This window comes from Gemmatimonadaceae bacterium (assembly GCA_036003045.1).
GTDB lineage: Bacteria > Gemmatimonadota > Gemmatimonadetes > Gemmatimonadales > Gemmatimonadaceae > JAQBQB01.
Window position 1 is genome coordinate 1 of record DASYSS010000001.1, and the last position, 12,756, is coordinate 12,756.

Annotated in this window: 14 protein-coding genes; 8 read left to right on the forward strand and 6 right to left on the reverse strand. The window is 66.5% G+C overall.

What is annotated here, in order from left to right; all coding sequences use genetic code 11:
- The 4 genes from VGQ44_00005 to VGQ44_00020 form a co-directional block, all read left to right on the forward strand.
- Positions 1 to 965, forward strand: a 965-nt coding sequence (locus tag VGQ44_00005; protein ID HEV8445167.1) for a diguanylate cyclase, incomplete at its 5' end; no start/stop codon positions are given.
- Entirely contained in the window at positions 862 to 1,719 is an 858-nt protein-coding gene (locus VGQ44_00010; GenBank protein HEV8445168.1) for a GAF domain-containing protein, read from the forward strand. The genes VGQ44_00005 and VGQ44_00010, both read left to right, overlap by 104 nt.
- Positions 1,700 to 3,754, forward strand: coding sequence for an NAD-dependent DNA ligase LigA (ligA, locus tag VGQ44_00015; protein ID HEV8445169.1), 2,055 nt, complete (start codon positions 1,700 to 1,702; stop codon positions 3,752 to 3,754). The genes VGQ44_00010 and ligA overlap by 20 nt, the downstream gene beginning before the upstream one ends.
- Positions 3,755 to 3,794: 40 nt before the next feature.
- Positions 3,795 to 4,352, forward strand: a complete 558-nt coding sequence (locus tag VGQ44_00020; protein ID HEV8445170.1) for a V4R domain-containing protein — start codon at positions 3,795 to 3,797, stop codon at positions 4,350 to 4,352.
- 3 nt (positions 4,353 to 4,355) lie between these two features.
- On the opposite strand, the gene VGQ44_00025 is transcribed toward VGQ44_00020, so the two are convergent.
- Positions 4,356 to 4,889: a phosphoribosyltransferase gene (locus tag VGQ44_00025; GenBank protein ID HEV8445171.1), complete on the reverse strand. Its 534-nt coding sequence runs from the start codon at positions 4,887 to 4,889 to the stop codon at positions 4,356 to 4,358.
- A gap of 314 nt (positions 4,890 to 5,203) precedes the next feature.
- Here VGQ44_00025 and VGQ44_00030 point away from each other — a divergent pair, with 314 nt between their 5' ends.
- The 4 genes from VGQ44_00030 (at position 5,204) to VGQ44_00045 (ending at position 9,125) form a co-directional block, all read left to right on the forward strand.
- Positions 5,204 to 5,590, forward strand: a complete 387-nt coding sequence (locus VGQ44_00030; protein ID HEV8445172.1) for a tetratricopeptide repeat protein — start codon at positions 5,204 to 5,206, stop codon at positions 5,588 to 5,590.
- Between the two features lie 2 nt (positions 5,591 to 5,592).
- A complete protein-coding gene (locus tag VGQ44_00035) occupies positions 5,593 to 6,360 on the forward strand; it encodes a ParA family protein (protein HEV8445173.1) in 768 nt (255 codons plus the stop codon).
- Positions 6,361 to 6,364: 4 nt separating this feature from the next.
- Positions 6,365 to 7,210 carry a hypothetical protein gene (locus VGQ44_00040; protein ID HEV8445174.1) on the forward strand — a complete coding sequence of 282 codons (846 nt, stop codon included), beginning with the start codon at positions 6,365 to 6,367 and terminating at the stop codon, positions 7,208 to 7,210.
- Positions 7,211 to 7,283: 73 nt separating this feature from the next.
- Positions 7,284 to 9,125 carry a long-chain fatty acid--CoA ligase gene (locus VGQ44_00045; GenBank protein HEV8445175.1) on the forward strand — a complete coding sequence of 614 codons (1,842 nt, stop codon included), beginning with the start codon at positions 7,284 to 7,286 and terminating at the stop codon, positions 9,123 to 9,125.
- Between the two features lie 170 nt (positions 9,126 to 9,295).
- On the opposite strand, the gene VGQ44_00050 is transcribed toward VGQ44_00045, so the two are convergent.
- From VGQ44_00050 to VGQ44_00070, 5 genes are all read right to left on the reverse strand, one after another.
- Positions 9,296 to 9,739, reverse strand: coding sequence for a GxxExxY protein (locus VGQ44_00050; protein HEV8445176.1), 444 nt, complete (start codon positions 9,737 to 9,739; stop codon positions 9,296 to 9,298).
- 281 nt (positions 9,740 to 10,020) lie between these two features.
- Entirely contained in the window at positions 10,021 to 10,956 is a 936-nt protein-coding gene (locus VGQ44_00055; GenBank protein ID HEV8445177.1) for an NAD(P)-dependent oxidoreductase, read from the reverse strand.
- A 35-nt stretch (positions 10,957 to 10,991) separates the two neighbouring features.
- Complete coding sequence (locus tag VGQ44_00060) at positions 10,992 to 11,621, reverse strand: hypothetical protein (protein ID HEV8445178.1); 630 nt, start codon at positions 11,619 to 11,621, stop codon at positions 10,992 to 10,994.
- Between the two features lie 3 nt (positions 11,622 to 11,624).
- Entirely contained in the window at positions 11,625 to 12,335 is a 711-nt protein-coding gene (locus tag VGQ44_00065) for an SDR family oxidoreductase (GenBank protein ID HEV8445179.1), read from the reverse strand.
- The gene (locus VGQ44_00070; GenBank protein ID HEV8445180.1) at positions 12,332 to 12,745 is read right to left on the reverse strand and encodes a 6-carboxytetrahydropterin synthase; all 414 of its coding nucleotides are present in this window, start codon (positions 12,743 to 12,745) and stop codon (positions 12,332 to 12,334) included. Before VGQ44_00070 ends, VGQ44_00065 begins: the two co-directional genes overlap by 4 nt.
- Between the last annotated feature and the right edge of the window lie 11 nt (positions 12,746 to 12,756).

Below are 12,756 nucleotides of genomic sequence, written 5' to 3' on the forward strand. Positions count from 1 at the left end.
AGGCGCTGCAAATCGTCGCCGAATCGCCACCCGACCTGATCCTCCTCGACGTCATGATGCCACAGATCAGTGGCCTCGAGGTGGCGAAGAAGATCAAGGCGAATGTCAGCCTGCCGTTCATTCCGATCATCATGCAGACGGCGCTCGATGCGACCGAGAACAAGGTCGAGGGACTCGAGGCGGGTGCCGACGACTACATCACCAAGCCGATCGACTTCGCCGAGCTCAAAGCGCGCGTCAACTCGATGCTGCGCATCAAGAGGCTCCAGGCCGAGCTGGAAGACCGCGAGCGCGAGTTGCTCGACGTCAACGAGCAGTTGCTCCACATGAGCCAGACGGACGCGCTCACGGGCCTCGACAACCGGCGGCATCTCGAGCACCGGCTCGAGGAGATGTTCGCGCACGCGCGCCGCTTCAAGGAGCCGGTCGCGTGCGTCATTTGTGATCTGGACCGCTTCAAGGCCGTGAACGACACGTACGGCCACCCGGCCGGCGACGAAGTGCTGCGGCAGCTCGCGCAGATCCTCCGCCGCGAGGCCCGGTCGATCGACCGCGTGGGCCGTTTCGGCGGCGAAGAATTCATGTTCCTGCTGCCCGGCGCCGGCACCGAGGCCGCGGCATTGTTCGCCGAGCGGGTGCGCAAACAGGTCGAGTCGCATACATTCACGTTCAACGGTGGCGGGACGTCGATTCGCCGCACGGCGAGCTTCGGCGTTTCCGCGTGGCCGCACTCGCACATCGGCTCGCCCGAGGTGCTGGTGCGAACGGCCGACGAGGCGTTGTACGTCGCCAAGGAAACCGGCCGCAACCGTGTCGTGCGGTTCGATAGTGACGCATTCAACGCGCACACCACGCCGGAAGATGGACGAGACCAGCCATCCGCCTCAGGATCCGACGTACGCTCTTCACGCCCAGCACCCCGGGTCGCGCCAATCGGCGACGCCGGGGTCCGATGGGAGAGATGACGAGCTCGCCCGACTGCACGGTCGAATAGCCGAGCTTCAGCGCGAGCGCGACCACCTGGTCGCCATCGTCGACATCCTGCAAGAAATCTCATCCTCGCTTCACTTCGTCGACATTCTGCAGGCGATCGCGCGGAAGCTGGGTGACGCGTTCGGCCTCGATCGCGCATCGATCTTCCTGTCCGGCGAAAAAGACGAGGTTCGGCTCGTCGCGAGCTACGAAGATCCCGCGATCCGCAATCTCGTCGTCGATCTCAATCGCTATCCTGAGCTCAAGCGCGCGTTCGAATCGGGGGACACGGTGTTCATCCCCGACGCCTCCGCCGACCCCGACCTCAAGGCGATCCGGGACAAGCTCGATTCGCGCAACGTGCGATCGATCGTCGTGCTGCCGATTCGTTGGCAGTCGTCGACGATCGGCGCGATCTTCCTCCGCACCGATCGCGACTCGCAGCCGTTCTCCGAGTCGGACATTCGCTTCTGCCAGGTCGTCGCCTCGCTCACCGCGAAGGCGCTGCTCAACGCGCACCGGCTCGAGGCGGTGATGCGCGACCAGAAGGACACGCTCGCCGCTCAGAAACGCGGCGACCTCCAACGAATCGCGCTCGTCTCGTTCTTCCGGCGCCTGCTCGACCGCTACGCGTCGAGTTACGATCAGGCTTGGGCGGAGAGCCTTCTCCCCAAAGCGTCGGGCGAGGAGCTCGACCGGCTCGTCGGCGTCGCGATGCAAGTCATCGATGAAGAATCCAAAGGATGACGACGACCTGAGCGAGTTGGCGGCGCGCGCCGACGAACTTCGCCGACAGATCGACCGCGCGTCGTACGAGTACCACGTTCTCGACCAGCCGACGATCTCCGACAAGGAGTACGATCGGCTCTACCGCCAGCTCGTCGAGCTCGAGGAGGCGCACCCGACCCTCCGCACCACCGACTCGCCCACGCAACGCGTCGGCGCCGAGCCGGTCAGCCAGCTCGCGAAGCACACGCACCTCGTGCCGATGCTCTCGCTCGCCAACACGTTCAACGAAGAAGAGCTCGCGGCGTGGGAGGAGCGCATCGTTCGAATCGCCGGCGAAGAGGTCCGCGACGCGGGCTACACGTGCGAGCTCAAGATCGACGGGGCCGCGGTCAGTCTGACATACCAAGATGGCGTATTCGTCGAGGGCACGACCCGCGGCAACGGAATCATCGGCGAGGCGGTGACGGCGAATCTGCGCACGATTCGCGACGTGCCCCTCAAGCTGCGCGGATCCGACTTTCCGCCGGTCATGGAGATTCGCGGCGAAGTGTACATGACGTTCAGCGGCTTCGAGCGCATGAACGAGCAGCGCATCGCCGCCGGCCAACCGGTTTTCGCGAACCCTCGCAATTCCGCCGCGGGTGGGCTCCGGCAGCTCGATCCCAAAGCCACCGCCGCGCGGCCACTGCATTTCTTCGGCTACGCCATCGCGCTCCCGGACGGCGCGAAGCTTCCCGTGACGACCCAGGACGAATTGCTCGCGCGCCTCAGCGCTTGGGGCGTGCCGGTCGCGCCGCACCACGAGCGGTGCGCGACTCTCAAGGAAGTGCACGATTGGGCGCGCAACGTCGAACACTCCGTGCGCGCGGCTATCGACTTCGCCATCGACGGCGGCGTCGTCAAAGTGAACGAGCTGCGCCTCTGGCCGGACCTGGGCGTCGTCGGCGGACGCGAGCCGCGCTACGCGATTGCGCGCAAGTTCGCGCCCGACATCGCCGAGACCACGCTGCGCTCGATCAACGTGAACGTCGGTCGCACCGGCACCATCAATCCATACGCCGTCCTCGAACCGGTGGAAATCGGCGGCGCGCAGGTGCAGCTCGCCACGCTCCATAATTTCGACCTCGTCGCGCGCAAGGATCTGCGGGTCGGCGACGTGGTGCAGGTCAAACGCGCCGGCGAAGTCATTCCGCAGATCATCGGCCCCGTGCCGGACAAGCGCGACGCGCAGAATCCGCCGCCGCCCTACTCGCCGCCGACGCACTGCCCCGCGTGCAACACCGCGCTGGTCCCCGGCAACGAGCTGGGAATGCTCTACTGCCCCAACTTCGCGTGTCCCGGGCGGCAGCTCGAAGGATTGGTGCACTTCGCGTCACGCGGCGCGATGGACATCCGCGGCCTCTCGTACGCGCGCATCAAGCAACTAATCGAAGCGGGGCTCGTCTCCGACGCCGCCGACCTGTATGACCTCACCGCGGAGCAACTAGAGGAGATCGAGCGCCTCGCCGAGAAGAGCGCCGGCAACCTCGTGCACGCCATCGCCGCGACGAAACAGCAGCCGCTGTCGAAGCTCCTGTTCGCGCTGGGCATCGAGCACGTCGGCGAGACGGCGGCGCGAGAGATCGCGCGTCACTTCGGCACGATGGACGCGATCCTTTCCGCCACCGTGGACGACATCCTCGGCGTCCACGGGATCGGCGACAAGATCGCCGAATCGATCGTCGGCTGGTTCGCGGACGACCGGGCCCGACGCCTGATCGAGCGTCTTCGCGAGCGGGGGCTTAGGTTCGACGAACCCGTCACCCGGTCGGGTGGAACCTTCAAGGGCCTCACGATCGTCATTACGGGGACGCTCCCGACGCTTTCCCGGGAACAGGCCACCGCGCTCGTCGAGGGGAACGGCGGCAGAGTCTCAGGGAGCGTGTCGAAGAAGACGGCTTTCGTGGTGGTCGGAGCGGACGCGGGCAGCAAGTTGGAAAAGGCGCGTCAGCTCGGCGTCGAGACCATCGATGAAGACGAGCTGAAACGCCGGGTTGGTCTGGCGACCGGGTGACAACGCCTGGCGATTTTTTGGGGGGAGGGGGAAGAGCTCGATGCCACAGTCGATCGGTCTGAACGAGAACGCGCTGGTCGCGATCACGCGCGACTCGCTGAACGCGCTCCGCGCCGCCCTGTTTCGCGAGGTCGGTCCGGGCGCCGCGGCGCTGTTGCAGGAGGCCGGATTCGCGGGTGGACCTGCCCTCTACGCCGCCTTCGGCCGATGGCTGTCGTCCCGCCGCCTCCCCGCCCCCGAGTCCCTCGCCGCCGAAGACTTCGGGAAACGCGCGTCGGAGTTCTTCCGCGACATCGGCTGGGGATCGGTCACGGTCGGCGAGTTGGCGTCGGTAATGACGCTCGATTCGAGCGACTGGGCGGAGGGCGATCCGGATCACCCCCTGGACTTCCCGGGCTGCTACTACACGGCCGGCGCCTTCGCCGAATTCTTCGGGCGCGTGGCGGGCGAGCCGGTGGCCGTGATGGAAGTCGAGTGCCGCTCCATGGGCGCGGAGCGCTGCCGCTTTCTGGTGGGCGGCACGGACGTCATGCAGCGCGTGTACGACGCGATGGGCGAAGGCGTCGCCTACGACGAGGCGGTTTCCGCGGGGATCTGAGGCCTAGCCCTCGCTCTTCAGCGCGTCTGCGTAGAGCGGATTCGGGAGCAGGTCGCCGTCGATGAGGACCTCACGGTCCCACGGCAGGACGATGGTGCTCTCCGTGGCCAAAGCGTGAAAATCCGGCGTGTATGCGCCGGTCTGAAACGCCACCGCGGTGCGAACTTCCGCCGCGCCGGCGTTGACCATCGCCGCCACGGCGAGCCGGATCGTGTCGCCCGTGTCGCAGGTCTCGTCGACGATCAATACTCGGCGATTCCTGACCGACGATGGCGCCGCGCTCAAGACCGCCGGAGTTTCGCGAACGGACTCGCTCCCGAAACGGCGGCTGACGACCATCGAGTGGAACTCGCGTCCCAGGATCGCGGCGATGACCGCCGCGGGGACGACCCCCGCCGTCGCTATCCCGACGACGACCTCGGGGTCGTAGGCGCGCGCCACCTTCAGGGCGAGCCCGCGAGACAGCTCGCCGAAGAGCGGCCATTCGACCTCGAAGATCCCCTTCGAATGCTCGACCGTGGTGCGACGTGGTGACATGCAGGTAAGCTATCGGCACTCGGAAATGCGTGGAAGAATCACGAGCGAACGATCACGACGGTGTCGACCGTTGCTCAGGCCCTCTCGAACGCATACCTTTGCCGCGAGCCCAGACAACCTTCTGAATTCGTTCGGGAAGCGCTGTCGGCGCGACGTCGCGCGGCCGTCTTCCCTCCCGCCGTCTCGTATTCCAAACCGCCTCTCGTCCCCTCCCCCCCCACCCTCAGAGCCGTATGTCCTGGTGGAGCCGCATTGTTGGCGGGAGGTCCGAGTCAGAGGTCAGACCACAGCGTCTTGACTATCTGAGCGAAGCGATGGCCCTCGAACGACAAGGGGACTACGACGCGGCGCTCACGTCGTACCGCCTCGCGCTGCGCGATCGGCCGAACGACACGAAGATTCTCCAGAACATGGCCATCGCGTTCACGAAGACGAATCGGTCCGAGGAGGCGATCCGCTGTTATCGGAGTGCGCTCGAGGTCGCGCCGCATTTGTCCGGAGCGCACTACGGGTTGGCGTTCCTGCTCCTCAAGCGAGGCGACCAGACCGGCGCTGAAGAGCACCTCGACGCGTTCCTCGCTGCACCGCCGGGCGAACCGGAGGCGGAACGCTGGATCCACCACGCGCGCGAGACGCTCGAAACACTGCGCGGCGGCGGCAACCCGGCGGAGGACTCCGCCGCCGAGGACGCCGAGACCTAAACGTGGGTCAAGTCCTCGCAGTCGTCAGCCAAAAAGGGGGAGTCGGCAAGACCACCACGGCAGTGAACCTCGCGACGGCGCTGGCCCGCCGCGGCGTGAAGACGCTGCTCGTCGACTCCGACCCACAAGGCTCCGTCCGCTACGGCCTCGGCCTCAGCGCGGCGACGACGCGGCTCGGGCTCTCCGACTACTTGGCGGGGACGCACGAGCTGCATCAGGTCGTTCGGACGACGACGCTGCCGTGGCTGCGCGTCGTGTCGGCCGGGAGCGTCACGGAGTCGGCGTCGCACGACGGCTATCAGCATCAGGTTGCCGAATCCCCGCGCACTATCGAGCTCTTCGAGCGGGCGCGCGAGCGCGGATACACGATCATCGTCGATACGCCGCCGGGGCTCGGCCCGGTCGTGAACCGGGTGCTGGCGTGCAGCCAGCACGTGCTGGTCCCGTTGCAGTGCGAGCCGCTCGCGCTTCAGACGACGACGCAGATCCTGCGTGGAATTCGCGCCTCGCTGGCCTCGAACCCGACGCTCATGCTCGACGGCATCCTGCTCACGATGGTCGAGTTCGGGAATCCGGCGTCGGAGCGGGTGGCGAAATACGTGCGGGAACAGCTTCCCGCGGGATTGGTACTGGAGTTGACCGTGCCGCGAAGTCAGGCGTCGGTCGAAGCCTTCGCCGCCGGGCAGCCGGTCGTGCTCCGCTCGCCCGAAGATCCGGCGGCGCAGGCGTATCGCGCGCTCGCCGCGCTTCTCGTTGGACGGCTCGAGTGAACCGGTGAAATCTCGCCACGCGACAATTTTGCTCATCGCGTTCGCGGCGCTCGGCGTCGCGTGCCTCGACCTGTCCGCGCCAAAAGGCCCGGCGTCGATCTCGACGATTCAATTGCCGGCCAACTTCGTCGTGCGCGGCGACACGATGCGCGACAGCGCGGGAACTCCGGCGCCGCTGGTCGTCAACCAGTTCAACATCAACGGACAGCTGATCGGCGGCACGTCGCCGCAATTCTTCATCCTAGATAGCGCGCCCGCCGCCCACTTCGATCCGACGAACGGCGTGCTCGTCGGCGATCACCTTGGCACGGTGACGATCCTCGGACAGGTCGGCGGAATACCAGGGATCGCGCCGCTTCAAACGCCGACCATCGTCGTGCCGGTGACCGTGTTGCCGACGCACATCGACGAAGGCACCGGCGCGCTGGACACGATCAAAGCGCCGCTGACCGGCGCCGGCGACACGACGCTCGCTCTGCCGCTGGGCCAAGGGGCTTCGACGATTCCCGTCCTCGTCCGAGGCGTCGGCGATACGGGCGTGCAAGGCGTCGTCGTCCATTACGTCATCACACGCACGCTCGCCTCGAACAATCCGGCGCGGCAAGCGGTCTACATCACGGGCGCAAACGGCAAGCTCACTACCACCGATACGACGACCGCTCCATCGGGTGGCGCGACCAAGAATCAGCTCAACGTAAAAGCATCGTTGTTGGCCGACGTCGCGATCGCCACGGGACAGAAAGTCGACAGCGTGATCGTGCAAGCGACCGCATCGTACCGGGGCGTTCCATTGCTTGGATCGCCGGTGACGTTCCTGTTCCACGTCATCGGCGTGATCGGTTCGCCTTAGCGCGCTTAGTCCGGTTTCGCGGCATGGCGCTGGTTCGTATACTGGATGGTTCGCGCTCCAGCCGAGGATGTCGATGATTTCCACGGGCGGTCCGCGCAATTCTGCGCCGGGCACTCTCAATCAGCTCTTCTTCAAGGCGTGTGAGCGCCGCAAGCCCGACGCGCTTCAGGTCAAGCGCGACGGGCGTTACCAGCCGATCTCGCACGACACGCTCAAGGATCGCGTGCGACGCGCGTCGCTCGGCCTCGAGTTGCTCGGCGTGAGGCCGGGAGACCGCATCGCCATCCTGTCGACGAATCGGCCGGAGTGGGTGATCGCCGACTTCGCCTGTCTCACGACCGGCGTCGCCGACGTTCCCGTCTATCCGAATCTGCCCGCCGACCAGACCGCGTACATCCTTCGCGATGCCGGCGCGGTAGCGATTTTCGCGTCGGACGCGGAACAGACGGCCAAGGTGGCGTCGATCCGCGGCGAGTGCCCCGCGCTGCGCCACGTCATCACGTTCGACGAATCCGCCGGCGGCGACATGACGCTCGCCGCGCTCGAGTCGAAAGGCTCGGCCGGCGATACCGACGCGGCGCGCACCGCGTACATGGCGCGCGCGAACGCCGTGCGCCCCGACGATCTGGCGACGATCATCTACACGTCGGGTACGACGGGCGATCCCAAAGGCGTGATGCTGACGCACGACAACTTGTACTCGAACACGATCGCCGCGTGCGCCGCGATCCCGAATTCGGGCGACGACACGTGCCTCAGCTTCTTGCCGCTGTCGCACAGCTTCGAGCGATTGGGCGGCTATTACGTGATGCTCAATTTCGGCGCGAGCATCGCGTACGCGGAATCGATGGAGACGGTACCGAAGAATCTGGTCGAGGTGCGGCCCACGCTCGTGCTGTCGGTGCCGCGTCTGTACGAGAAGATGTATGCGCGCGTACTCGAGAACGCCCTCTCCGGCGGCCCGCTCAAGAAGCGGATCTTTTACTGGGCGCGAAGCGTCGGCGAACGGTGGGCCGACGTGAAGCTCGCGGGCGGCACGCCGGGCGGACTCCTCGGCCTGCGATACGCGCTGGCGCATCGGTTGGTCTTTTCCAAGCTGCAAGCGCGCACCGGCGGACGGCTCAAGTACTTCGTCTCGGGCGGCGCGCCGCTCGCGCCGGAGATCATCAAATTCTTCTACGCGGCAGGGCTCGTCATTCTGGAAGGTTACGGCCTCACCGAGACGTCGCCGGTCATCGCGGTGAACACGCCGGCGAACTATCGCATCGGCACCGTCGGCAAACCGTTGCCCGGCACCGAAGCGACGATCGCGCCCGACGGCGAGCTGCTCGTGCGCGGCCCGCAGATCATGAAGGGCTACTTCAACAAGCCCGCCGCCACCGCCGAGGCGATCGACACGGCGGGTTGGTTCCACACGGGCGACATCGGCGAGCTACGCGATGGGTTCATCGCGATCACCGACCGCAAGAAGGACATCATCGTGACCGCAGGCGGCAAGAACATCTCGCCGCAGCCGATCGAGAACAAGATTCGCACGAACAAGTTCGTGGCCCAAGCCGTGATGATCGGCGACAAACGAAAGTACCCGATCGTGCTGATCGTGCCGAACTGGGAGAACCTCGAGAAGTGGGCCAAGGCCGAAGGCGTGGCCTGGGGCCCGCCCGCCGACCTGCTCGAAGCGCCGGCGATCCGCGAGAAGATGGAGCGCGAGGTACTCGGCGAGATCAAGGGCCTCGCTCACTTCGAGGTCCCCAAGCGCATCGGCCTCCTCGAGCACGACTTCTCGATCGAGCGCGGCGAGCTCACGCCGACGTTGAAGGTGAAGCGGCGGGTGATCGACAAGACCTACAAGTCGGTCATCGACGCGCTGTACGAAGGCAATCCGAGCGAACACGAGCCAGCGCTGGCTAGTTAGTTCCGACGGCCGGCATTTACGAACCGGTGCTGCCGCGGATTTCGCGCCGCCGTGGGTGCAGCCGCCCGCGCGCTTGTCGGCATCTACCAAACGATACTGCTAACGGATTTCGCGGAGACGGCAGAATTTCGCGGAGCCCGACAGAGAGCGATAAAGATTTGGGAACTGCCTCACAGGAGGTCCGGATGGCAAGCGGTTTCCGCGTCTCCGTCGGAGCGAACTTTTTTGGCACGGGCCGCTTCGCCCTTGGTATGGATCACTCGGTAGAAGTTCGCCGAACGGCCGAAGTGGAGTAACAGGCCGACCTCGAACTTGGTCGCGCGGAGATAGTTGTAGAGCTGTCTCTTGGCGTCGCGGTGCAAGCGCTCCGTGGACTTGATCTCGACCACCACCTTGTCATCGACCACCATGTCGAGTCGTTGATGCGCGATCTCGACTCCGTCGTACAGAACAGCGACGTCTAGCTCGCGTGCGACGCCGCGGCCCCGATCGCACAGTTCGCGCTCGAGCGCGGTTGCGTAGATGTGTTCAAGGAAACCGAACCCCAGCTCCCGGTGCACAGCGAAGAACGCGCCGATCAATGCGTGGGTGACTTCTTCTTCGATCAATCGCATTGCCCACAGTTCACTCGTCGGTGTGCGCGAGCATCATCCATCGATTCTCAGCGCAGCCATTCGATCGCCGCGAAACGCCCTGAATTCCGCTCTTCCCCGCCACCGAAACGGTGCTCGCAGGGACATCAAGTCGCCGCAGGCAATCCTCTTTCAAATGCAGTTGTCGTATCCGCGGAATCCGCCCAATCCGCGAAATCCGTAGTCCCTAGACGTAACGGCTCACTTGCCGCAGCCACGCTTGCGAGCCCCAAGCGATCTTCATCGCGTCACGCAGGGACCACCTAACGCGCCGCAGCCAGCTCGGACGATTGCTCGATCAAGGCAGGCCACGCGTCGCGCACGCACGGCGTGGCGGGGCGCCATTCGCTCAGCTCGCGGAGCTTGCGGTTCGAGATACGCTGAGAGCGAGACCAGAGCTGGGTCGTGCTGCCGCCCAGCATCGTGAGCCAGCTCGGGAGCATGTGCGGCGGCTTGGCGCCCACGGCTTTGGCGAGCGACCCCAGCCACTCGGCGCGCGTGATCGGCTCGTCGTCGCAGACGTTGTAGATCCCCGCCGGCAGGTGGAGCGCCTCGACGACCGCGGCGGCCGCGTCGTCGTGGGACACGGACGAGTAGTACGCGTCCGGCGGCCCGACCAGCGGGCTGATGCCGCGTTTGACCATTTGAATCATCTCGGACGTGGCGAACGAATCCGGTCCGTAGAAGTTCGCGAAGCGGAGCACGATCCCGCGGCCGCCGAACTTCGTGAACTGCGCCACCGACGCCTCGGCGTCGAGCACCGTCCGGTTGTATCGCGCGGGCGCCACCGTCCAGCGCTCGTCGATCCATTCGTCGTCGTGGTCGGCGTAGATCGGCGCGTACGATTCCTGGACGACGCAGTCCGCGCCGGCGAGACGCGCCGCCGTCGCGAGATTCGCGGACCCCGTCCGGCGGATTCGATCGTTTTCGCGCCACGCCCACCGGAACACCATCGCCGGCATGCTGGCCGGGACGTGCGTCGACAGGTTGACGACGAGATCCGGCTTGCCCATCACGCGCCGGACGCTCGCGGCGTCCATGAGATCCATCAGTACCGACTCGGCCCCCATCGCGCGCAGCTTCGCCGCGCCGGTGTCGCTGCGCGTGGCGGCCGTCACCGCGTAGCCGCCCTTCACCAGCGCCGGCACGACCCGCCGACCGATCACGCCCGTTCCGCCGGCGATGAAAACGCGTAGCATGCGTGCGCTGATTTAAAGAATTGTAAGTGAGGACGTCAGCGCGGGACGCGACGGGAGATGGCGATCGGCGCGCCGGCAACGGCGCCCGCATCGAGCTGGGCGACCCACACGTCGGCGTCGCGCGCGAGCTCGCTGAACCCGGCGGGGAGCTCGGCGCCCGCCGGCGCGAGCAGTCGACCGCCGGTGCGAAGGCTCGTCGTCACCGATGCGGCCATGGCGTCGCCGGCAGCGAGGTCCAGCGCCGCGGCGTCGGCCCATCCCGCGGCGACCGGCGCGACCGGAGAGCGAACGATCGAAATACCGTCACCACTGGTCACGCCGTGTGGAGGATTGACGAGAAGCATTTGGGCGGGTGAGAGGCCGCGCAGCACCGACGCGTGCGCGCCCCAGGAGCCGTGCAGGATCGCCGTCATGCGCGCGTCCGTCAAATCGAGCGCCGCGGCGAGGCGCAGGGCCTCCGCCGAGCTCGGTGCCTGCGCCGCGGCGGCCGGCGCGTCGCCGAACCACACGACTCCCTCTCGAATGCGGTATTCCGCCGAGCATACCGGACAACCCAGAGTCCCCTCGACGACGTCACGTTCGTCGGCGCGGTCGATCGACGCGACGAGCCACGTGTCCTCGTGGACGTTCAAGCAGCGGAGCCGGTCGATGAGCGGTAGGAACATCCGCTACGCTCCCGACAGACGCAGCTCGTCGACGTTCACGTCCGCCGGCTGCGTCACGGCGAACATCACCGCGGCCGCGACCGCCTCGGCGCGAAGCATATCGCGGCGGGCGGTGAAGCCCGGCCGCTCGTCCGGATTGACCGGGTCCCAGAGCGGCGTGTCGACGGCCGACGGCGAGACGAGCGTCGCGCGGACCCCGCTTCCCTTGAGCTCCGCGCGCAGCACTTCGTGCAGGGCGCGCGCGCCGAACTTGCTCGCCGCGTACGCCGCGTTCTCGGGAAACACCATGTGATCCGCGATCGAGCCGATTGTGACGATGTGTCCCGACCGGCGCGCGCGCATCGCGGGAAGGAACGCGTGCGTCAGATGAAACGGCGCCACGAGGTTCACGTCGATCGCCGACCGAAAGTCCTCGAGCGTCGTGGCGTCGACGGTGGCGAGCGAAAAGAACCCCGCGTTGTTGACCAGCACCGCCGGCGCGTCGCCGAACTCGTCGTTCACGCGGGCGAGGGCCGCGTCCAGCGCGAGGTTGTCGGTGACGTCGCAGGGAATCGCGATCGCGAGGTCACCAATCGAGCGGGCCGCGGCCGCGAGCGCGTCGGCGCTTCGCGCCAGCATGGCGACGCGGTGCCCGGCGCCCGCCAACGCGCGCGACGTGGCGAGGCCGATGCCGCGAGACGCGCCGGACACGACCGCCGTCGCGCCGGTTTTCATGTACCGTCGTACTCGACGTAGTTGTTCGGGGTCTCCCACAGCACCAGCCGCGTCAGGCGCGCGGGCGCCAGGGCCGGCTTGAGCACGCGCCACATGGCGACGACGAAGTTCTCGGTCGTCGGAATGACGCCGCGCAGGAAATCGACCTCGAGGTTGAGGTTCCTGTGATCGACCTTGTCGATCACTTCGCGCGTCACGATCCGCTTGACGACCGCCAGGTCGATCACGTAGCCCGTTCGTTCCTCGACCGGTCCGGTGACCGAGACGTCGAGCGTGTAGTTGTGGCCGTGCCAATTCGGGTTGTTGCACTTGCCGAACAGCGTTTTGTTCTCGGCGTCGGAAAGCGACGGGTTGTGGACGCGGTGCGCGGCATTGAACTGGAGGCGGCGAACCACCGTGACGTTGGGCATACGGGGAATCT

What these genes read in the sequence shown, in the direction of transcription:
- VGQ44_00065 (HEV8445179.1), bottom strand. Translation starts at nt 12,335, where the DNA reads ATGAAAACCGGCGCGACGGCGGTCGTGTCCGGCGCGTCTCGCGGCATC.
- VGQ44_00055 (HEV8445177.1), bottom strand. Translation starts at nt 10,956, where the DNA reads ATGCTACGCGTTTTCATCGCCGGCGGAACGGGCGTGATCGGTCGGCGG.
- VGQ44_00070 (HEV8445180.1), bottom strand. Translation starts at nt 12,745, where the DNA reads ATGCCCAACGTCACGGTGGTTCGCCGCCTCCAGTTCAATGCCGCGCAC.
- ligA (HEV8445169.1), top strand. Translation starts at nt 1,700, where the DNA reads ATGAAGAATCCAAAGGATGACGACGACCTGAGCGAGTTGGCGGCGCGC.
- VGQ44_00060 (HEV8445178.1), bottom strand. Translation starts at nt 11,621, where the DNA reads ATGTTCCTACCGCTCATCGACCGGCTCCGCTGCTTGAACGTCCACGAG.
- VGQ44_00010 (HEV8445168.1), top strand. Translation starts at nt 862, where the DNA reads ATGGACGAGACCAGCCATCCGCCTCAGGATCCGACGTACGCTCTTCAC.
- VGQ44_00050 (HEV8445176.1), bottom strand. Translation starts at nt 9,739, where the DNA reads ATGCGATTGATCGAAGAAGAAGTCACCCACGCATTGATCGGCGCGTTC.
- VGQ44_00020 (HEV8445170.1), top strand. Translation starts at nt 3,795, where the DNA reads ATGCCACAGTCGATCGGTCTGAACGAGAACGCGCTGGTCGCGATCACG.
- VGQ44_00030 (HEV8445172.1), top strand. Translation starts at nt 5,204, where the DNA reads ATGGCCCTCGAACGACAAGGGGACTACGACGCGGCGCTCACGTCGTAC.
- VGQ44_00045 (HEV8445175.1), top strand. Translation starts at nt 7,284, where the DNA reads ATGATTTCCACGGGCGGTCCGCGCAATTCTGCGCCGGGCACTCTCAAT.
- VGQ44_00025 (HEV8445171.1), bottom strand. Translation starts at nt 4,889, where the DNA reads ATGTCACCACGTCGCACCACGGTCGAGCATTCGAAGGGGATCTTCGAG.